This is a genomic window from Microbulbifer maximicatervae (SeqCode) (assembly GCF_052468095.1).
Genome location: NZ_CP174332.1, coordinates 4,211,649 through 4,230,609, shown reverse-complemented (window position 1 = coordinate 4,230,609; position 18,961 = coordinate 4,211,649). Strand labels below are relative to the sequence as shown.

Below are 18,961 nucleotides of genomic sequence, written 5' to 3'. Positions count from 1 at the left end.
ATGAAAAATCCGCAAGATACAGATTAGTGAGGGGGTTCACATTTTGGCTTTTGGTGAAAAAATTAAGTTCTGCAATCGATTGGCAGGATAAATAGCCATTCAATTGCAGAATTAAATTGGTTAGCTGCTGCTTATCTTAAGAGATTTTTCCGGTAACACGTACGCGCTTTGAGCCTGGAATGATCTTAACTTTCTGGCTTTTATGTCTTTCAATACCGATATCAATGGCGTTTTTTGCTGCGATCAATAAGCCGGCGACAAGGAATGCACCGGGAGGAAGCACGGCAACAAGAACGCCTGGATAGTCACTGCCAAAAATGGAAATACCCCAATCTTTTGCCATTGAACCAAATAACAAGTCCATATCTGAAAATAGCGTGCCTTGGCCAAGAATTTCTCTGACTGCGCCAATGGCGATGAGTACTGCAGTGAAACCTATACCCATCATAAATCCATCTGCCAAGGACGGAAGCACGGGGTTTTTACTGGCAAAAGCATCTGCTCGCCCGAGGATCGCACAGTTGGTTACGATTAGCGGGATAAAAATACCTAGCACCAAGTAAAGCTCGTAGGTATAAGCCTTCATCAATAGCTCAACGCAGGTAACGAAGGTGGCGATGATCATAACGGAGGCTGGTAAACGGACAGTATCCGGAATTTGTCGTCGGATTAGGGAGACCGCAAGGTTGGAGCAGGTGAGAACTCCGGTAGTGGCCAAACCGAGGCCGATGCCGTTCACTACGGAACCGGTGACCGCCAGCAGGGGACAGAGGCCAAGCAATTGCACCAGCGCGGGGTTATTTTTCCACAGCCCATTTTGGGCGATTTCTGTGTAGCCGGGAGTTGCCATCAGTTCTGCTCCTCAACCGCCGCAGGTACTTGTTCCGAGTCGATTTCAGAGTTCTCAATCTCTACCGCTCGCTTGGACATTGGCGCATTAAATATTTGTTCGTGGTGCTGGGCTACAAACTCAAGCACCTGGTGTACTTCATTGACGACAGCGCGAGGAGTAATTGTTGCGCCAGTAAATTCATCAAAAACACCGCCATCCTTTTGTACTTTCCAATCGGCTGAGGGCGGATTTTTTAGTGACAGGCCGTCAAACTGGAGCACCCAGTTACTTTTTTTCAGCTCGACTTTATCGCCCAGCCCTGGAGTTTCCGTGTGGCTTGTCACCCTGACGCCAGCAATAGTGCCATCGCGATTCACACCAACGAGTATTTTTATCGGGCCGGAATATCCATCCGGTGTGACTGCGGGCACAATGACTGCAGAGACTTTTCCGTCCTCTTCCCGCGCGAGATTGATATCTCCACCTTGTTGCAGGCCTAGCTGATTCCAGTAAGGTTTTGGAATTGGATAGGTGTCTACCAACATGTCATTACTGTGGCGTTCCAATGGGATAATTTCCAGTAGTGCTTTCGCCGAAGCTTCCCGGATAGCTCTCTCAATCGGTTCTTTAGTCGTAATTTGGGTCACTGCGAGTGTACCTGCAGTGACCAGGGCGATAAGAGTGAGAACGGCGGCATTGGAGGCCATTGACTGTTTAAGCATCAGCTCTCCTCCAGGTCGGTAGCGCGGCGGGAGCCCTTGTGGCCATAGGTCCGTGGAAGCGTGTAGTTATCAATGGTTGGTGTTGCAAAGTTCATCAGCAATACAGCAAAAGCCACCGCATCGGGGTAAGTGCCCCAGGCCCGGATTACATAAGTGAGCAGCCCCACACCGGCCCCAAAAATCAGGCGGCCCCGGTTACTGGTGGCACCGCTGACAGGGTCGGTAATAATAAAGAAGGCCCCAAACATGGTGGCCCCAGAAAATAAATGCAGTACGGGGGATCCCTCTGACAAGGAACTGCCGCTGTCGTAGAAAAACAGGGAAATCAGAGTGAGGGTGGCGAGCATGGCAACCGGTGCATGCCAGGTAATAATGCCGCGAAATAATAAGAACAGCCCACCTAACAGGAATCCGAAGCTGACGGTTTCCCAACCGACTCCAGCAAATGTGCCTTTATTGAGGACCGGCTCCATTTCATAGAGCTGGGAGAGAAGCACTGACTCATTTAATCGCACGATTTCCAGCGGTGTAGCGCGGGTAAAACCATCGACATTGTAGCTACCGATTACCAGAGAGAAGGCTTCCTCTAGGCTGGGTGTCCCGCCGATAACCTCTGCAGCTCCCACCCAGCGGGTCATATCTACCGGGAAACTAATCAGCAGGACAACATAGCCCACCATTGCGGGGTTAAATGGGTTGTACCCCATACCGCCATAAAGATGCTTGGCCAGGACAATTGCCACCGCAGTGCCCACTATCGGCAGCCACCAGGCACAGTAGGCTGGAAGCGCGATACCGAGCAGCAGTGCAGTTACAAAAGCACTGCAATCCCGCAGATAGAATGCTGCCGGCCTGCCGCGCAATCTCATTACCGCTGCTTCACACAGAAGCGCTGTGATTGTGCACAGGGCAATATTGATCAGTACTCCGATACCGAAATAAATCACCATCGCCAGCACACCGGGTATGGTGGCCGCGGCGACTTGTAGCATGACTTTGGTGGTGTCATTGCCGGAGCGGGCATGAGGGGAGGTGGCGCGCATCAGAGACATTATTGCTTTCCGTCCTGTGCTGCTTGTTGTTCGCGCATTTTGTCTTCCAGTTTCTTTTGTAGCTTCTCCAGGGCACTTTCGAATGCGCCCAGATTGGCATCATCTTCATCCCGAGCCTTTTGCAGGCGAGTCTCAGCTTTGGCGACGCGCTTGCGCAGTGCTTCGATATCTGCAGCAAGTCTGTCGGCGTCACTCATCTGGGCTCGCGCCTCAGCGGAGGCACGGGCTTTGGTAATTGCCCGCACAGCTGCATTGGTTTCTTCCTGGTTGGGCTCCCGGGTGGTATCCCTATCGGCGCGTCGTTCGGCAAGGGTCAACTTGTGTTGTGCTTCCTGCAATTTCACTTCAGCAGCTTTGAGTTGCGCTGCCAATTGGTCGCGCTGGCTCTCATCGGCAGCTTCCAGTTTATTGCGGATGCGTTCCACCCGGCTCTCGGCACTGGAAAAAGTACGCTGGGCGCGGGCCAAAAGCTGCTTAGGATCCTCCTGGCGGGACTTAACTCGCGCCAGGGCGGCGGCGACAACATCTGCTTCCTGCTTCTCAGCTTTGGCAGTCGGAGATTCAGGGTTTTGTTCCCTTTGCTGGCGAGCTTGTTCAGCGGCTTTGCGCCGGGCTTCGCGTTTCGCTTCTTTCTCTTTTTCAGCTTTTTCAAGACGCAACTTGCGGAATTCGAAACGATCGCGTGCGCGATCGGACTTCTCTTTTTCCGCTTCAGCAGTGCGAATTGCACCTTTGGCAGCGCGATAGTACTGAACCAGGGGAATCGTACTGGGGCAGACGTAAGAGCAGGCACCGCACTCGATACAGTCAAACAGGTTGTAGGCCTGTAGCTTCTCCCGTTCGTCGGCGCGGGCATACCAATAGAGTTGTTGCGGCAGCAGGGAAGCCGGGCATGCCTCTGCGCAAAAACCGCAGCGAATACAAGCTTGGGCCACCGGTGCTGGCGGTAGCTCCTCACGCGTCGGTACCAGCAGGCAGTTGGTGGTTTTTACGATCGGAGCGCGTTGATCGTCAATCGTATAACCCATCATCGGACCGCCGATGATCACCTTTTGCATCAGGCCCCGATGGACACCGTGGTATTTGAGGATATGTTCTATGGGAGTGCCGATAGGCACATCGATATTGCGCTGCTGCTCCAGTGCTTTGCCGACAACAGTCGTCACTCGGCTGATCAGGGGTTCGCCAAACCGAATCGCGCGATATACCGCGCGAGCAGTGCCGACATTCTGGCATACAATCCCCACATTGGCCGGTAGCCCTTTGTTGGGCACTTCTCGGCCGGTAAGGATTTGAATCAGCTGTTTTTCGCCGCCGGACGGATACTTTGTGGGGAATACCACGATATCGAAACGGGTGCCTTCGACAGCTTTGCGCATCGCGCGGATAGCTTTGGGCTTATTGTCTTCAATACCAATCAATACCCGTTCGGGCTGGTCGAGGATATGGGCAAGAATTTCCACGCCGGCGATAATTTCGTCGGCACGCTCCCGCATAAGCATATCGTCGGCAGTGATATAGGGTTCACACTCTGTGCCATTGATAATCAAAGTATCAATTTCGGCGCCGCCGTGAGGGTCTAGCTTCACAGCGGTTGGAAACCCGGCACCGCCCATGCCGGCAATACCGCAGTCGCGGATCTTGTCCAGAAGCTCTATCGGTGAAATCTGGAGGTAATCTTCGCAGGGGGTGAGTTCGCACCAGGCATCGTCGCCGTCTGTGCGAATGACAATGCAGTCCTCCAGCAGACCTGAAGGGTGGGGAACTGGATAGGGTTCAATAGCCATAACCCTGCCGGAGCTGGGAGCATGCACTGGACAGCTAATGAAACCGTCGGCTTCGGCAATCTTTTGCCCCTTTAATACCTTATCACCGAGGTTCACCAGCGGTATGGCGGTGGTACCGGAGTGCTGTAGCAGTGGTACGATCAAGTCCTCGGCGAGGGGGATCACTCCTATAGGCTCACCGGTACTCTGGTGTTTGTTCTCGGGAGGGTGCACTCCGCCGGGGAAGTCGTTGGGGCGCAGCTCGCGCGCTTTTTCACTGGCAATCAGTTGTGCCTCGCGGGCTGCGCGTCTCTCCTGAACGGCCTCTCTTTGTTTGGTCTTGCTATCTACGGGGTTCAAACCGCGCCTCCCCCGGTATGTTCTTGAATAGTGCGGCGATCGCTGGCAATCAGCGCCGAGCTATCGCTGGGTTTGTGTGGATGCCAATCCTGTAAAGCGGTTTCCAGGGGAACCATATCGATACAGTCAACGGGGCAGGGCTCGACACAAAGGTCGCATCCTGTGCACTCGTCGGTGATCACCGTGTGCATATATTTGGCGGCGCCCGCAATGGCATCTACCGGGCAGGCCTGAATACATTTGGTGCAACCGATGCACTCTGCCTCGCGGATAAATGCCACTTTTTTTACATCTTCAACGCCGTGCTCGGCGTCCAGTGGCATGGGCTCTATATCCAGCAGATTGGCCAACTCATTGATAGTGGCCTGCCCGCCGGGGGGGCACTTGTTGATGGTATCGCCGTGCACTATCGCTTCTGCGTAGGGGCGACAGCCGGGGTAGCCACACTGGCCACATTGAGTCTGTGGCAATAGGGCATCGACCTGCTCAACGAGTGGGTCACCCTCCACCCGGAAGCGAACGGCGGCGAAACCCAGCAGGGCACCGAATACCAATGCCATGCCACCGAGCACCAGCAGGGGAGAAGAAATTTGTGAAATCCAGTCCAGCATTTCGAAATCCTATACCAGACCGCTAAAGCCCATAAATGCCAGTGACATCAGTCCGGCAGTGACCATTCCGATTGCGGCGCCGCGAAATGGCAGCGGGACATCGGCGGCAAAGAGGCGCTCGCGCATCGAGGAAAACAAGATTAACACCAGGGAGAAACCCACTGCTGCGCCAAATCCGTAAAGAGTGGACTGTATAAAAGTGTGCGCTTTCATAGTGTTCTGCAGAGCGACACCCAACACGGCACAGTTGGTAGTGATCAGCGGTAGAAAAACGCCTAGCACTTTGTACATCAAGGGGCTGGTCTTCTGGATAAACATCTGCGTGAACTGTACGACAACAGCAATCACCAGAATAAATGAGATGGTGCGAAGATCTTCAATACCAAAAGGGGCCAACAGATAGGTGTTGACCAGGTATGAACAAATAGAGGCCAAAGTAAGTACAAAGGTGGTAGCGCCGGCCATACCCACAGCGGTCTCCAGTTTATTGGAAACTCCCATAAACGGGCACAGGCCGAGAAACTGCACTAACACATAATTATTGACCAAGATGGTGCTGAGCAGAATGACGGCAAATTCGGTCATAACAGGTCCGGTTAAAGCCCGAGGGCGGAGTGGCGCGAACAGCGGCAATGGCGTCGGCAGGGTTAAGGTGAGACTAGCACCTTCCTTGTGATCACCGTCGAATGCCGCGCAGGGCGGCTATTATGGTTGAGTCGCTTGGGGGCTTCAACTCGTGAGGAGGGTGGCAGGGGAAAAGGGCCGACAAAGGGACACCTTTGGATCAAAAGGCCTCCACTTGGAGTAAAGGTGGAGGCCTTTGTGGATACTATTTGCAGTACCTTTGTCAATTTGAAACGATAGGTACAAGATGGGTAACCCAGTTTGGTACTTGGTGTTAAGCGTGGGGTAGAGGCAATACAGTATATTGACGCGGCATGCGTGTTTTTGCTTGAGAGCAACCTTAAATTCAGTTGGAGCAGTTTAATGTCGAACGAAACCTACACTCCCCCCAAGGTTTGGCAGTGGGATAAGGAAAGCGGGGGCGCTTTTGCCGGTATCAATCGGCCGGTAGCGGGTGCGACCCATGATAAAGCGCTGCCGCAGGGGCAGCACCCGATGCAGCTCTATTCTTTGGCCACGCCGAACGGGGTTAAAGCGACGGTGATGTTAGAAGAGTTATTGGAACTTGGGTTTGAGGGAGCCGAATACGATGCCCATTTAGTCCGTATCACTGAAGGAGAGCAGTTTGGCAGTGGTTTTGTAGAGGCAAACCCAAATTCCAAGATTCCGGTCTTAGTGGATCACAGCACTACGCCACCAATCCGGGTATTTGAAAGTGGCTCCATACTGCTTTACCTGGCGGAAAAGTTTAATGTCCTCTTGCCTCATACGCCCGAGCAGCGCACCGAGGCTTTGAATTGGCTCTTCTGGCAGATGGGCTCGGCCCCTTACCTGGGGGGAGGCTTTGGACACTTTTATGCCTATGCACCGGAAAAATATGAATACCCGATCAACCGATTTGCTATGGAAGTAAAGCGCCAGTTGGACGTATTGGACCAACAGCTGGCAAAGCATCCGTATGTGGCGGGAAGGACTTATACCATCGCCGATATTGCGATCTGGCCCTGGTATGGGGCTCTGGTGCGTAATGAAGCTTATAGTGCGGCGGAATTTCTCGATACCCAGAGTTATAAAAATCTCAATCGTTGGGTGGGGGAAATTGGAGAGCGGCCAGCAGTAAAGCGCGGACGAATGGTCAATCGAACCTGGGGTGAGCCTAGCGAACAACTACATGAGCGCCACAGCGCTGGTGATTTTGACAATAACACCCAAGATAAAGTGACCGATAAGGATGTTGATTAATACAGGGTATTAATAGGTAAGGCTGGCACAAGGATGTGCCAGTATCTATTTTCTAAGGTTATTTTCCGGTGCCCCTCTTTTTAGAAGTGGCCGTTGAATTAATATTTATATAAAGAGTAGCGTCGGCTAAAAAGCCCTCATAGACAGCATAAACTGAACCACCTGTGAGGTGCGGGGCAATTGCCATAATTTTTCCGCCGCGAAGCCGGCGATTAAAGCGAGGCCTAAAACCAGTGGCAGGGGAATTCCCTGTAAACGCTGCTGAACATCTTGCTGTTGCTGATTTACGATTGCCAATACACTGAGCCGCTGTCGCTCCGTATCCCGGCTGCATTGTTCGATCTGTTTATTTAAAGACTTCAGTGACATCGTTTAAAGCCTCTTTAACTTGTCGCTTGGTCTCTTCAAAACCCAGTAGGGGCACCAGCTTCTTTTGATAAACGATAGCTCCCGCCAAAATAGCGACCTGGATAAGAATAAATACCAGAAATGCCAAATAAATAGACTGGGAAAAATAGTAGGTAATCAGCCCAACGCCTCCACAGAGACTGACGATGAGGGCCGCACTTAGAGGCAGTAACATCAGTTGCAGGGCAACAATACGCTTGCCGGCTGCAATCGTTCTATCCAACTCCAACTGGAATAGCTTTTGAATATTAGCCAACCAGGCAGTCAGTAGGGTCAGTGTTGCCTCGGCGCGAGCAAGGGTAGCTTCAAGGCTATTTTCACCTTCTCCATCAGAGTCTTTCCCTGAGGGAGAAGGTGAAGACTGACCCGGGCTGCGCTCCTGCGCAGCGGAATCGGCATTCTCGCCAGACGCTTGGGACTTTTTTTCATTGCCCATCAGGGGGTGTCCTTACCAGTCGAAAAAAAGAGAGAAGCGTTACTTAAAGAGCTTCGCAATTGCCCAGCCAACAACGAATGCACAGCCAACAGCGAGAATGGGGCGCTCCCGAAGTGAGGACTCCGCTTTTTCCATTACATCGGTGGCACGTTGTCTCTGGGACTCTACAGAGGTCCGGGCCCTCTCTTTCAAGCTGCCAGCAGCTTGTGAAGCGGCCTCTCCAGCAAGATTATAGGCCTGTTGCAGCTTCTCCCTACTGGAGTTCGTATGTGGAGATCTTGCGGTTGCCATCAGGTTTCTCCTCTCGGGGTTTAATTGCCGAGGAAGTCTATAGTCCCGCGTGGTAATTCCCACTTGAAAAAGGGGTTTTTTTCACGCGATTTTTGCAGGAAAAAGTCCCTGTCTCTGCTACTGATCTTGGACTATGGCTGGCAGCTGTTCGGGCCCGGTCGTAGTTTCAAACGGCAAAAGCCGGCCTGAGTTCACAGAGGGGATTAGTCCTCGGACCGGCAGATGCCTGAGATGGCTTGGGTTAGATAAAAGCGAGTTGTTTATGGATGGCTGGTACTCTCACTTTTCCAGGTTTCAATATTCTCTACGACGCCGTTGAGTAGGCGCTGGCGTGATTCACGGCTGATCCAGGCGTTGTGGGGGGTGATAATCAAATTGGGGATATCTCTGTCCAATAGTGGGTGACTGGCGGGTGGGGGCTCCTGGCTGAGGACATCCAGCGCCGCCCCCCCAAGGTGTCCACTGCGCAAAGCATCCGCCAGTGCCTGTTCATTGACCAGCCCGCCCCGAGCCGTATTGACCAGGAGTGCGCCGGGTTTCATCGCGGCGATGAATTGCTCGTCTACCAGCTGATCGGTTTCTTCTGTGAGCGGGCAGTGCAGACTGATGACATCGGACTCTGCACACAATTGTTGCAGTGGCGTCCTGCCTTCAGCGGGTGTGCCGCTAAATGATTCAGCCACCAGTACCCGCATGTCCAGGGCTTCCCCCAGTTTTGCCACCTTCTGCCCGAGGGCACCAAAGCCAATGATACCGAGTGTTTTTCCTGCGAGTTCAACCACTGGGTGATCGAGCAGGCAAAAAATTGTAGATTGGCTCCAGCGTCCGGCAAAAACATCGTTGTGATAGCGGTGCCACTTGGAAGCAAGAGCCAGGATCAGGGCAAGAGTGTGCTGTGGTACAGAAGCCCCCGCATAACCTTTAACGTTGTACACCGGAATATTTAATTCCTGTGCGGCGGCGAGATCGATGTTATTTGTACCGGTTGCACAAACACAAATCATTTTTAATTTGCTGGCTTGCTCCAATAATGTGCGGCTTATTATGACTTTATTGGTTATTACCACCTCGGCCTCGGCGATTCGCTCCGCGACTTTTTCGGCGGGAGTCGTTTCATAGAAGTCCCACTGGTCTAGACTATTTGTTAGGGCCGAGGTATCCAGCTCCTCAAGCTTCATTGTCAAAGTGTCCAGAAATACGCCGCGCATGACATCTCCTCGATAGATTTGCAGTGTGGTGGACATGCTACGGCAGTGAAGAGGGAATGCAAAACTTTGCTGGCCAGCGGCCTTAACTGCGCATATTCGTGGCTACGGTTGGTTTGTCGGGGCCTTTCTGTCGCAATTGAAGAGGGCCTCTATGGGAATATCGTTTACCGCTGCCAGTCTTGTTTTAATTTCTGCATTTCTACACGCGGGTTGGAATTTACTGGGGAAGTCCCGCACACCAACTCCCGCCTTTTTTTGTATCGCGACTCTCAGTGTTGGAATTTTTCTTTTACCGCTAAATTTTTGGTTGCTATATCAGGTTGATTCGCTCCCGCGAAGTTTTTGGATCCTACTTATCGGTAGTGGTTTTTTTCAAATGATTTATATGGGGGGCTTATCCCTCGCCTACCAGCGAGCCAATATGGGATTGGTCTATCCCGTTGCTCGAGCATTGCCGGTATTGCTGGTTGCACTGGCAACGGTATTGTTGGGGCAATCGTTGCCTCCACTCGCCTGGGTGGGAATGCTGTTGGTGACAATTGGCTGCCTGCTGGTACCGCTGGTGTATTTCCGCGAGTGGCACTGGAGAGCTTATTGGCGCGCGGACTGCGCCTGGGCGCTGGTAGCAGCCATTGGCACTGTGGGCTATTCACTGGCGGATAAAGGGGCGCTGATTTACCTGGGGGATGCTGCGGGAGGCACTATCCCTGCGCTTGTTCTGGCCTACAGCTATTTGGGGATGCAGTTTCTCGCCTGTGGTGTATGGCTGCTTCTGGGGTGCTTGGGTCAGAGTGGCACTGCGCCATTGATCCAAAGTTTTCGGGATTTGAAGGTCGGGGCTCTGACCGGTGCCATGATGGGAGCGACTTACGGCCTGGTACTGCTGGCGATGACAATGACTGAAAATGTGAGTTATGTAGTCGCCCTAAGGCAGTTGAGTATTCCCCTGGGCGTGGGCTTGGCGGTCTGGTTACTCAAGGAGCCGGCACACAGGCCCCAGCTGCTGGGAGTGGGGCTGGTGTGTGCCGGCTTGATTGCAGTTTCCCTGCGTTAGCGCAGGGAAATTACATTACGCGCATACCGGGTTTGGCTCCCTCGTGGGGCTCCAGTATCCACAGGTCCTTACCTCCGGGACCCGCTGCCAGAACCATGCCTTCACTGACACCAAAGCGCATTTTACGCGGCGCCAGGTTAGCGACCATAACGGTGTGCTTACCTTCCAGGTCTTCAGGGGCGTAGGCGCTTTTAATACCGGCAAATACCTGGCGGGTTTCGCCGCCCAGGTCCAGGGTTAAGCGCAGCAGTTTACCGGCGCCTTCAACGTGTTCAGCTTTGGCGATCAGGGCGATCCTCAGGTCTACTTTGGCGAAGTCATCAAACTGGATTTCCTCGGCAATGGGGTCCTCCGCCAGAGGGCCGGTAGCAGCTTTGGTTTCCGCTTGTAGCTGGGCCAGGGATTCCGCAGCCGCATCCATAACCGCATCTACCTGGGTTTTCTCCACCCGTTGCAGCAGCGGCTTGAACTTCTTGATTTCGTGATCTGTCAGCGGTTTGGTTGCGCTGTTCCAATCCAGCTCACTGTTGAGGAACTCCGCCGCTTTTTGTGCAGTGTTGGGCAATACCGGGGCGAGCCAGGTGATCAGGGCGCGGAACATATTCACACCCTGGGAGCAAATAGCCAGAACCTCAGCTTCGGTGCCCTCCTGCTTGGCCAGGGACCAGGGAGCCTTGTCGGCGATCCAGGCGTTGGCGGCGTCGGCCAGAGCCATAATGTCGCGCATGGCGCGGGCGTATTCTCGCTGCTCGTAATACTCAGCAATTCGTGGAGCCGCTTCTACAAATTGGTTCCACAATTGTTCGTCGGCCAGTTCGCCGGCCAGCTTGCCACCGGACTTGCTGACAAACTTGGCGGTGCGGGAGGCGATATTGACTACTTTACCCACCAGGTCAGAGTTCACCTTGGCGATAAAATCGTCCAGGTTCAGATCCAGGTCATCGACGCCACCGGTCAGTTTGGCGGCGAAGTAGTAGCGCAAATACTCAGGGCTCAAGTGATCCAGGTAGTTGCGGGCATTGATAAAGGTGCCGCGGGACTTGGACATCTTCTTGCCGTTTACGGTAAGGAAGCCGTGTACGCAAACTTTGTTGGGGGTGCGGAAGTCCGCTGAGTCCAGCATGGCTGGCCAAAAGAGTGCGTGGAAGTTGACGATATCCTTGCCGATAAAATGGTAGACCTCGGCGTCGCTGTCTTTTTTCCAGTACTCCTGCCAGTCCAGCCCTTTGCTGTCGCAGTAGTTTTTGAGACTGGCCATATAGCCAATGGGAGCGTCGAGCCACACGTAGAAATATTTGCCCGGCGCATCGGGAATTTCGAAACCGAAGTAAGGGGCGTCGCGGGAAATATCCCACTCTTGCAGGCCCTCTTCCAGCCATTCGGCCAGCTTGTTGGCTACTTCATCCTGGAGAGTGCCGGAGCGGGTCCACTCGCGCAGGTATTCGGTGAATGCGGGCAGGGTAAAGAAGAAGTGCTCGGACTCCTTTTCTATCGGAGTGGCGCCGGAGATTGCTGATACCGGATCGATCAGTTCGGTAGGGCTGTAGGTGGCGCCACAGGCTTCACAGTTATCACCATACTGGTCGGGCGTGCTGCAGCGGGGGCAGGTTCCCTTGATATAGCGATCCGCCAGGAAAAGCTGTTTCTCTGGATCGAAAGCCTGGGTAATAGTGCGCGATGCGATGTGGCCGTTTTCGCTGAGGCGGCGGTAGATCATTGCCGACAGCTCGCGGTTTTCCTCTGAATGGGTGGAGTGGTAGTTGTCTACACCAATTAGGAAGTCGGCGAAGTCGCGCTCGTGTTCTGCCTGCATATTGGCGATATGCTGTTCCGGGGTCAGGCCCAGTTGTTCAGCCTTCAGCATAATTGCAGTGCCGTGAGCATCGTCGGCACAGATATACAGGCAGTTATTACCGCGCGCACGCTGGAAGCGGGCCCAAATATCGGTTTGGATATATTCGAGCACATGGCCCAGATGTAGGGAGCCATTGGCATAGGGCAGTGCGCTGGTGACGAGAATGTTGCGCGTATCGGACATCGGTTTTTCCATCGCTGTGGGGTTGCGGCCAGGGACTCACGGAGAGTGGGCCGAAGATCGTCAAAAGACCGCGGAATATAGCAGATTTGCACTATGTCGTGGAGGGATCAAGCTGGCTTATGTGAATCCTTGTTTGGCTGCTGTGGCTGGTGTTAGGCCGCGTCATCCGACACAATGCGAGCCAATCTAGAAGCGCTGAGAGGGAGATACCGTGAGCGATCATCATCACGATCATGACGAGCTGTCACAGGAAGTTCAGGCTGAACTGGAGCGACTGGCGGAGTGCCTCGGCCAGTTGCATGATCCTGCCAGTGGCTTGCCGCTGGATGATTTGGACGCAGAAATTGAAGTTGGGTATGAGGACGAAACTGTTTTCGCCGGGATTACCCTGGGATATCCGTGTGCCAGCCAGGAGGCAGATTGGCTCCAGCGGGTGGAGGAGAGCTGTCAGCCGCTGTTGAAAGCCGGGCCCCTCAAAGGCTCCAAGTTGCAGTTTGAGCTGTTCAGCGATATTCCCGCTACGCCGACTTCCGGGGCGCCGGAAACTCTGGCGAAGGTAAAAAACATTGTTGCTGTGGCGTCGGGCAAAGGCGGGGTTGGCAAGTCCACGACTGCGGTCAATCTGGCCCTGGCCCTGGCGGCGGAAGGTGCCCGGGTTGGTTTGTTGGATGCTGATATCTACGGCCCGAGCCTGCCCACCATGCTGGGAACTGAAGACCAGCGCCCGCATGTGAAAGAACAGAAATTCTTTGTGCCGGTAGAGGCTCACGGAATAGAGACAATGTCTCTGGGGTACCTGATGACCGAGGAGACCCCAGCGGTATGGCGCGGGCCTATGGCCAGCGGCGCGCTCAACCAGATTCTCAGTCAAACCCTGTGGGGGGAAAGTCGGGATGGGCTTGATTACCTGGTTGTGGATATGCCCCCGGGTACCGGGGATATTCAATTGACGCTGGCACAGAAAACTACATTGGCCGGTGCGGTAATTGTAACTACCCCTCAAGACCTGGCACTAAAAGATGCCATTAAGGGCGTGGAGATGTTCCGCAAGGTATCGGTACCTGTGCTGGGTATTGTGGAAAATATGGCGCTGCATACTTGTTCCAAGTGTGGTCACAGCGAGCCAATTTTCGGTACCGGTGGCGGTGAGCGAATCGCTGCAGAGTACGATACCCATTTACTGGGAGAGCTTCCGCTGGCACAGAAAATCCGCGCCGATGTGGATAGCGGACAGCCCAGTGTTATTTCCGATCCAGATAGTGAAATTGCTGGTTTTTATTGCGAAATTGCCCGCAAGGCTGCTGCCCAGATCTGGTTAAACAGCAGTGATGACAGCGATATGCCGGAAATCGAAATAAGTTGAACCCATTCGCGATATTGATCACAAAGAAATAATTTTCTTTGTTTTTCTGTTTTTACCGGGCTCCAATATTTCTATATTGATGCAGCCCGGTGTCCCTCATTGAAGTAAGCCGTACTAGTTTGTTCCTTGTTTTATGGTACAGATTTCCTTTTAGCGATAGCCCACTTCTGTCGCGCTCTGGGTAAATTAGAATTTTCAAAATATTTCACAGAATTACCTGGTAAAAAACAGGGGTATTTTGATCGTACTAGTTACTTATTGTTTTAAAAATCATAAAGCCGATATTTTTTTGCGATATAGACCGCTTATGATTTTTAGGTGGCAGTATTTGCAGGTTTTTTGTCGCTTATTAAATGTAGTTGGGGCTGAGGGTATTAAAACGGGTTTACAGGTGCAGTATTTTCGCCGACAAACGTCAAACCCTTTATACGGATGTTGGATTGCCGTTGAGGTAGAAGTAAATATCAGGAGTGTACGAGAAAAAAGTCTGCCTTATTTCGCGTTTTCAATACAGGTAAGACAATAAAAAGAGGCATTGCGGAAGCTGTAGTCGATAAAAATAAAAAAGACAAGCGCACGGGTGCTGTTATCAATGAATTTTCATATTAGCTATCGGCCGGCGGGTGGAATAGCGCGTGTGCTTTTTTTTGGTCCGGTGGGGTATAAGGACAAAATAGAAGCCATTGCACTACTGGTGGAAAAGTATCGTCACCGAAAACCCCTACGTGTACTACTCGACCTGCGTTATGCGCGCAGCAAAACCACACTGGAGGAGCACCAGAAGTTTATTCACTTTATTGCTGAGAACCCTGTACTGCGACGGGCATTTATCGCGGTGTTACATCCGCGAGGGCGCTGGACCTGTCCGCTGCCCAGCCATGGCTCCTGCCTGTGCAGGCTCAGTTCTAGGGAGTTCGTTGTGGAGGCCGAGGCAGAGGCCTGGCTAGCCCAGATAAAGGGCGCACCTCAGCCTCTTGCTCTCTAGGGGAGGAGTTAGGCCTGCTGGTTGCGCGCCTGTTGGGCTTCAGCCTGGCGGCGACGCTCCTCTCTCTTTTGCTCGCGGCGGGAGACGGTTTGCGCGCGGGCGTCCTGGCCAATGTGTACTTCACCGCGCTGTTTGGCTAGCTGAATTTGCTTTTCGCGCTCGCGGAAACGGGCTCGGTCGGCTTCAGGCACCTTGTCGTGGCAGTGCGGGCAGCTTACGCCCTGCTCGAACAGGGGAGACTGCTGGTCTTCCTCTGTGATGGGCATGCGGCATGCGTTGCATTGATCGTATTTGCCGCGTTCCAGGTTGTGGTTGACTGTCACCCGCTCATCGAAAACAAAGCACTCGCCTTCCCACAGGGATTCTTCTGCGGGGACTTCTTCCAGGTACTTCAAAATACCGCCGTGGAGGTGATACACCTCTTCGAAGCCCTGCTCTTTCATATAGGCTGTGGACTTCTCGCAGCGGATACCGCCGGTGCAGAACATGGCGACCTTCTTATGCTTGGCCGGGTCCATATTCTCTTTTACGTACTGTGGGAACTCGCGGAAAGTCTCAGTTTCCGGGTTGATGGAATTCTTGAAAGTACCGACCTGGAATTCATAGTCATTGCGGGTGTCGACGACAACAACTTCTGGATCGCTGATCAGGGCATTCCAGTCTTTGGGTTTGACATAGGTGCCGACGGTGCGCAGTGGGTCAATACCCTCTACACCCATGGTGACAATTTCCTTCTTTAGCTTCACTTTGCTGCGCAGGAAGGGCATTGCCTGGGTGATGGACTCTTTGTAGTCCAGGTCGGCGAGGCGCTTGTCTGACTTCAAATGGGCTAATACCGCGTCGATACCTTCGCGGGAGCCGGCTACGGTGCCATTGATACCCTCTTGGGCCAACAGCAGGGTGCCGCGAACACTGTTTTCTTGCATCACCTCCAGCAGAGGGGCGCGAAGCGTTTCAAAGTTCTCAAGGGTAACGAACTTATACAGTGCACAGACAACAAATTGGTTCATGGTACTTCCTCAGTTGCGGGCCGGATCGCAAATCCGGAGCAGAAAAAATCGCCGCGCATTTTATCGCAAAAAAAGGAGCTTGTCGTACAGTAAGCAGGCGGTCCGCATCTGCAAGAAAAGGGATTTGTAGTTGACCGCCGGGCCGCAAGTTGTCAAAGTTCTGGCCGAAATTTCAAGGTCACAGCGAGGCGAATCCCATGGGCGAAGAGTTTGCACCGAAAGAGTCGGAGTTGAGCCAGATCTATCGGGAGGGCGAGGTTTCCGTCCAGATCGATATTTATGAAGATGGTGAGGGCGGCTGGCTGCTTGAAATCGTCGATGAACACAACAACTCAACCGTTTGGGAAGATGCGTTTGAGACTGAGCGGGAAGCGCTGGACGAAGCGCTCGATGCTCTTAAAGAGGAGGGGATCGCTACCTTTGTTGGGCCAGTTCAGGAAGTCGACGGCAGCTGGTAAGTCCTCTTCAGAGTGAATCGGCTGACTGGCAATTCTCACAGGGAGTTGTGGTAAAAGTCGGCTGACATTTGTTCAAACTGCTAAGGTTAATGTGAGAAGGGAATCGCGACTGTGTAACAGCACACCCAATCACAGTGCCGCCGCGAGACAATGGTGGAATCCAGGTCTCCGGCGGTACTACCTAACCTGCGGTTACCCTCCCCATGAACCTGCGCTACCTTATTCTGCTGGTGACTATATTAAGTCCACTGGTATCCGCAGAGAGCATCCGCCTTTCCAATCGACAGCTGCTCACCACTGACCTGAAAGAAGCCCGACTTATCTCCGAATTGAGTGGCTATGCCATTGTTGCCGGGCGCCATTGTCTCGATTGCGACGAGAACCTGGCAATTTATATACAGAGAGTTGGCCGCGCCGATATGGGGATAAACCCAGAGAAAATTGGTATTGAGGCTGATCGCTATACATATCCCGGCCGCTATCTAGATTACATGACCAAGAAACTGGTGGAAAAAACCCGCATGTTTTATGGGCTCTGTCACGAGGGGCAGCCATCGCTTTTATGGCTAACGGAATACAGGGAGGGTGGGCGCTGGGTAAAATCAGAATACTTAATATTAATTGGCGAGGATGGATTAAAACATCGCTATACCGAGAACCAGCAGCCGAGCCTGTTTTATATCGGAAATTCAAATTGTATAGAGCTAGAAGGGTTTTTAATGGAGATGGAACCCTGATTGCTTTTTGGTGGATTAATATAAATTCTTTTAACAATAAAAAAACCCCGCTGGAGGGCGGGGTCACAAGCTCTGTTGAAATTAGGTCTAATTACTTTACGGGTTCAAAAACAATCTTCAGTTTTTTCTTGCCCCAGGCGCGGGCTTTCTTAATGTCTTTCTCCATCCAAACATCGATTCGGTTAGTAAAACGCTTGTTCATACGGTCGCGCACGGTATAGGTGCCAGGCAGACCTTCAATTTTAACTTTGGCGCCGTTAGTCAGACCGTGTTTTTCCAGGTCACGGGATACGGCGATAATTTTGTCACCGGGGCGCAGGCGGTTGTTCCAAGCTGCTACCCAGGGATCACTGTCAGTTTGTCCGGGTACAGAGTTGTAAGCAGTTGCGTCAACAATCATGGTTTTCTTAAGTGCTGCTGAGGCATTAACGCTTACACCGATAGCGAGCAAGGCAGCAATAAAAAAGGCAGTATTTCGCAGAGTCTGTTTCATCATGTCCCATTACCTCCAGGTCATAAATGGTCACAAGCCAAGGGCTGCTTGTGAAATTTCCAAGTTTGTTTGGAAATCGTTGATCAATATTTAATCAACGCTGGCTATATTACCGGCGATTCCTGAGGTATCAACTTTTTCCTGCAAAGCGAGAAAAAGCCGTATGAATTGGCGGGTTATTTACAGAAAATAAAAAAATGGCTTAATTTTCAGATATAAAGAACAATAAAATTGCACTGTATATATTTTGTACAGAAGGAAATGGCCGGATAGAACCCAGCTCCTTGGTAAATGGTTTCAAAAGAGAAAAATTGCGTGACAGCGATGTCATTCTAAAGAGTCGTGCTAGGAGTGGTGGAGGGCATTGCTTAGCATGACTGGAACAGTAAAAAATTCCTCATAAATTATTTGTGACTTATTCTCCATATATTGCTGATATGACAAAAAACAGCAGGTTTTAGCGGAAAAACCGGTGCGTCACATTAAAAAGTGCAGGGAATCCCCAGTACTTACAGCGCGGTTTCGGGGTTTTCCAGTATCGGTTCCACCTGGCTGCGCAATGCGGATAAGTAGTCACTGTCTTCCTGGAGGTCCGGCAGCTTGTGCTGCATGTCCAGCTTCACCGTTTTTTCCAACCAGATGATGGCTTCCTCCAGATTGCCCTGCCATTCACAGACTTGCCCCAGGTTGAAATAGGTGATGGCAAGGTTCTGCCATTCCGCCTGCTCGCGCAGGCCTTGGATTGCACTCTTATATAGAAGGTAAGCCGAGCGTAGAAGATGAGCTCGCTGAGTGTGCTCCTTCTCCGTTGCTGCTTGCTGATGGTAAGTGTGTGCCATGGCCGACCGCACTCTCGCGGTGGACTGCGGTAGCACCGCGCCCTCATCCAGGTAATTGAGGACCGATTCGAACTGTGCGCGGGCAAGGGGGTAGAGGTCAGGTCGCGCTTGGGCGCTAAATGCATTGAGCACAATACCGTAGCGGTAGCGCAGGGCCTGCTGTTGATCCGGATAGTCGGACAGCGAGGAGATGGCCTTTTCGTAAAGTGGCAGTGCGTCGGCGTAGTTGCCCGTGCGGGCGTAGGTTTCAGCCTCAGTAACCAATGCCAGGGAGTGTTGGGCCTGGGATAGATGGTGCCCTAATTGTTGTTTCCCGGAGTTTGAGCTTATGGATATTGCTGCTAGCAATACGGCGATGCCAAGCAGTGCATAAAACAGCATTAGCAGGTTTGAGAGATGATTGTGCATAGGCACTTCCCGCAGGCTACTTTG

Annotated in this window: 20 protein-coding genes; 6 read left to right on the top strand and 14 right to left on the bottom strand. The window is 52.5% G+C overall.

Annotation, left to right across the window (positions count from 1 at the left end):
- Positions 1-136: 136 nt before the first annotated feature.
- From ACJJIL_RS18685 to rsxA, 6 genes are all read right to left on the bottom strand, one after another.
- Positions 137-850: an electron transport complex subunit E gene (locus tag ACJJIL_RS18685; protein WP_282934271.1), complete on the bottom strand. Its 714-nt coding sequence runs from the start codon at positions 848-850 to the stop codon at positions 137-139.
- Positions 850-1,554, bottom strand: a complete 705-nt coding sequence (gene rsxG / locus ACJJIL_RS18680; RefSeq protein WP_413664384.1) for an electron transport complex subunit RsxG — start codon at positions 1,552-1,554, stop codon at positions 850-852. The genes ACJJIL_RS18685 and rsxG overlap by 1 nt, the downstream gene beginning before the upstream one ends.
- Positions 1,554-2,606: an RnfABCDGE type electron transport complex subunit D gene (locus tag ACJJIL_RS18675; RefSeq protein ID WP_282934269.1), complete on the bottom strand. Its 1,053-nt coding sequence runs from the start codon at positions 2,604-2,606 to the stop codon at positions 1,554-1,556. The genes rsxG and ACJJIL_RS18675 overlap by 1 nt, the downstream gene beginning before the upstream one ends.
- Entirely contained in the window at positions 2,606-4,657 is a 2,052-nt protein-coding gene (gene rsxC / locus ACJJIL_RS18670) for an electron transport complex subunit RsxC (RefSeq protein WP_445362015.1), read from the bottom strand. Before rsxC ends, ACJJIL_RS18675 begins: the two co-directional genes overlap by 1 nt.
- 71 nt (positions 4,658-4,728) lie before the next feature.
- On the bottom strand, positions 4,729-5,343 hold the full coding sequence (gene rsxB / locus ACJJIL_RS18665) for an electron transport complex subunit RsxB (protein ID WP_444926677.1): 615 nt from the start codon (positions 5,341-5,343) through the stop codon (positions 4,729-4,731).
- A 9-nt stretch (positions 5,344-5,352) separates the two neighbouring features.
- Positions 5,353-5,928, bottom strand: a complete 576-nt coding sequence (gene rsxA, locus ACJJIL_RS18660) for an electron transport complex subunit RsxA (RefSeq protein WP_108731788.1) — start codon at positions 5,926-5,928, stop codon at positions 5,353-5,355.
- Between the two features lie 402 nt (positions 5,929-6,330).
- Here rsxA and yghU point away from each other — a divergent pair, with 402 nt between their 5' ends.
- Entirely contained in the window at positions 6,331-7,209 is an 879-nt protein-coding gene (gene yghU, locus ACJJIL_RS18655; RefSeq protein ID WP_445360483.1) for a glutathione-dependent disulfide-bond oxidoreductase, read from the top strand.
- Positions 7,210-7,335: 126 nt separating this feature from the next.
- On the opposite strand, the gene ACJJIL_RS18650 is transcribed toward yghU, so the two are convergent.
- The 4 genes from ACJJIL_RS18650 to ACJJIL_RS18635 form a co-directional block, all read right to left on the bottom strand.
- Positions 7,336-7,578 carry a hypothetical protein gene (locus ACJJIL_RS18650; RefSeq protein ID WP_413664387.1) on the bottom strand — a complete coding sequence of 81 codons (243 nt, stop codon included), beginning with the start codon at positions 7,576-7,578 and terminating at the stop codon, positions 7,336-7,338.
- Positions 7,556-8,053 carry a hypothetical protein gene (locus ACJJIL_RS18645; protein WP_445360482.1) on the bottom strand — a complete coding sequence of 166 codons (498 nt, stop codon included), beginning with the start codon at positions 8,051-8,053 and terminating at the stop codon, positions 7,556-7,558. Before ACJJIL_RS18645 ends, ACJJIL_RS18650 begins: the two co-directional genes overlap by 23 nt.
- Before the next feature lie 39 nt (positions 8,054-8,092).
- The gene (locus ACJJIL_RS18640; protein ID WP_282934265.1) at positions 8,093-8,344 is read right to left on the bottom strand and encodes a hypothetical protein; all 252 of its coding nucleotides are present in this window, start codon (positions 8,342-8,344) and stop codon (positions 8,093-8,095) included.
- 260 nt (positions 8,345-8,604) lie between these two features.
- Positions 8,605-9,552 carry a D-2-hydroxyacid dehydrogenase gene (locus tag ACJJIL_RS18635; RefSeq protein ID WP_282934264.1) on the bottom strand — a complete coding sequence of 316 codons (948 nt, stop codon included), beginning with the start codon at positions 9,550-9,552 and terminating at the stop codon, positions 8,605-8,607.
- A gap of 151 nt (positions 9,553-9,703) precedes the next feature.
- Between ACJJIL_RS18635 and ACJJIL_RS18630 the strand changes: the two genes are divergently transcribed.
- Positions 9,704-10,606 (top strand): EamA family transporter, encoded by a 903-nt coding sequence (locus ACJJIL_RS18630; RefSeq protein WP_444906413.1) that lies wholly within the window; start codon positions 9,704-9,706, stop codon positions 10,604-10,606.
- A gap of 10 nt (positions 10,607-10,616) precedes the next feature.
- Here the strand turns inward: ACJJIL_RS18630 and metG are convergent, their stop codons facing one another.
- Positions 10,617-12,644 (bottom strand): methionine--tRNA ligase, encoded by a 2,028-nt coding sequence (gene metG, locus ACJJIL_RS18625; protein WP_282934262.1) that lies wholly within the window; start codon positions 12,642-12,644, stop codon positions 10,617-10,619.
- Between the two features lie 211 nt (positions 12,645-12,855).
- Between metG and apbC the strand changes: the two genes are divergently transcribed.
- Both apbC and ACJJIL_RS18615 read left to right on the top strand, forming a co-directional pair.
- Entirely contained in the window at positions 12,856-14,007 is a 1,152-nt protein-coding gene (gene apbC, locus ACJJIL_RS18620) for an iron-sulfur cluster carrier protein ApbC (RefSeq protein ID WP_444914753.1), read from the top strand.
- 592 nt (positions 14,008-14,599) lie between these two features.
- Positions 14,600-14,992 (top strand): hypothetical protein, encoded by a 393-nt coding sequence (locus ACJJIL_RS18615; RefSeq protein ID WP_445360481.1) that lies wholly within the window; start codon positions 14,600-14,602, stop codon positions 14,990-14,992.
- Between the two features lie 8 nt (positions 14,993-15,000).
- On the opposite strand, the gene trhO is transcribed toward ACJJIL_RS18615, so the two are convergent.
- A complete protein-coding gene (trhO, locus tag ACJJIL_RS18610; RefSeq protein ID WP_445360480.1) occupies positions 15,001-16,002 on the bottom strand; it encodes an oxygen-dependent tRNA uridine(34) hydroxylase TrhO in 1,002 nt (333 codons plus the stop codon).
- 197 nt (positions 16,003-16,199) lie between these two features.
- Here trhO and ACJJIL_RS18605 point away from each other — a divergent pair, with 197 nt between their 5' ends.
- The gene (locus tag ACJJIL_RS18605) at positions 16,200-16,460 is read left to right on the top strand and encodes a hypothetical protein (protein ID WP_445360479.1); all 261 of its coding nucleotides are present in this window, start codon (positions 16,200-16,202) and stop codon (positions 16,458-16,460) included.
- A 203-nt stretch (positions 16,461-16,663) separates the two neighbouring features.
- Positions 16,664-17,197, top strand: a complete 534-nt coding sequence (locus tag ACJJIL_RS18600) for a hypothetical protein (RefSeq protein ID WP_445360478.1) — start codon at positions 16,664-16,666, stop codon at positions 17,195-17,197.
- 91 nt (positions 17,198-17,288) lie between these two features.
- On the opposite strand, the gene ACJJIL_RS18595 is transcribed toward ACJJIL_RS18600, so the two are convergent.
- Both ACJJIL_RS18595 and ACJJIL_RS18590 read right to left on the bottom strand, forming a co-directional pair.
- Positions 17,289-17,693 (bottom strand): 3D domain-containing protein, encoded by a 405-nt coding sequence (locus tag ACJJIL_RS18595; RefSeq protein ID WP_238152122.1) that lies wholly within the window; start codon positions 17,691-17,693, stop codon positions 17,289-17,291.
- 506 nt (positions 17,694-18,199) lie between these two features.
- A complete protein-coding gene (locus tag ACJJIL_RS18590) occupies positions 18,200-18,937 on the bottom strand; it encodes a tetratricopeptide repeat protein (RefSeq protein WP_445360477.1) in 738 nt (245 codons plus the stop codon).
- Positions 18,938-18,961: the final 24 nt, after the last annotated feature.

What these genes read in the sequence shown, in the direction of transcription:
- trhO (WP_445360480.1), bottom strand. Translation starts at nt 16,002, where the DNA reads ATGAACCAATTTGTTGTCTGTGCACTGTATAAGTTCGTTACCCTTGAG.
- ACJJIL_RS18590 (WP_445360477.1), bottom strand. Translation starts at nt 18,937, where the DNA reads ATGCACAATCATCTCTCAAACCTGCTAATGCTGTTTTATGCACTGCTT.
- ACJJIL_RS18595 (WP_238152122.1), bottom strand. Translation starts at nt 17,693, where the DNA reads ATGATGAAACAGACTCTGCGAAATACTGCCTTTTTTATTGCTGCCTTG.
- rsxB (WP_444926677.1), bottom strand. Translation starts at nt 5,343, where the DNA reads ATGCTGGACTGGATTTCACAAATTTCTTCTCCCCTGCTGGTGCTCGGT.
- ACJJIL_RS18645 (WP_445360482.1), bottom strand. Translation starts at nt 8,053, where the DNA reads ATGGGCAATGAAAAAAAGTCCCAAGCGTCTGGCGAGAATGCCGATTCC.
- ACJJIL_RS18615 (WP_445360481.1), top strand. Translation starts at nt 14,600, where the DNA reads ATGAATTTTCATATTAGCTATCGGCCGGCGGGTGGAATAGCGCGTGTG.
- ACJJIL_RS18640 (WP_282934265.1), bottom strand. Translation starts at nt 8,344, where the DNA reads ATGGCAACCGCAAGATCTCCACATACGAACTCCAGTAGGGAGAAGCTG.
- ACJJIL_RS18635 (WP_282934264.1), bottom strand. Translation starts at nt 9,552, where the DNA reads ATGCGCGGCGTATTTCTGGACACTTTGACAATGAAGCTTGAGGAGCTG.
- ACJJIL_RS18605 (WP_445360479.1), top strand. Translation starts at nt 16,200, where the DNA reads ATGGGCGAAGAGTTTGCACCGAAAGAGTCGGAGTTGAGCCAGATCTAT.
- ACJJIL_RS18685 (WP_282934271.1), bottom strand. Translation starts at nt 850, where the DNA reads ATGGCAACTCCCGGCTACACAGAAATCGCCCAAAATGGGCTGTGGAAA.
- yghU (WP_445360483.1), top strand. Translation starts at nt 6,331, where the DNA reads ATGTCGAACGAAACCTACACTCCCCCCAAGGTTTGGCAGTGGGATAAG.
- ACJJIL_RS18630 (WP_444906413.1), top strand. Translation starts at nt 9,704, where the DNA reads ATGGGAATATCGTTTACCGCTGCCAGTCTTGTTTTAATTTCTGCATTT.
- metG (WP_282934262.1), bottom strand. Translation starts at nt 12,644, where the DNA reads ATGTCCGATACGCGCAACATTCTCGTCACCAGCGCACTGCCCTATGCC.
- ACJJIL_RS18675 (WP_282934269.1), bottom strand. Translation starts at nt 2,606, where the DNA reads ATGTCTCTGATGCGCGCCACCTCCCCTCATGCCCGCTCCGGCAATGAC.
- ACJJIL_RS18650 (WP_413664387.1), bottom strand. Translation starts at nt 7,578, where the DNA reads ATGTCACTGAAGTCTTTAAATAAACAGATCGAACAATGCAGCCGGGAT.
- rsxA (WP_108731788.1), bottom strand. Translation starts at nt 5,928, where the DNA reads ATGACCGAATTTGCCGTCATTCTGCTCAGCACCATCTTGGTCAATAAT.
- rsxG (WP_413664384.1), bottom strand. Translation starts at nt 1,554, where the DNA reads ATGCTTAAACAGTCAATGGCCTCCAATGCCGCCGTTCTCACTCTTATC.
- ACJJIL_RS18600 (WP_445360478.1), top strand. Translation starts at nt 16,664, where the DNA reads ATGAACCTGCGCTACCTTATTCTGCTGGTGACTATATTAAGTCCACTG.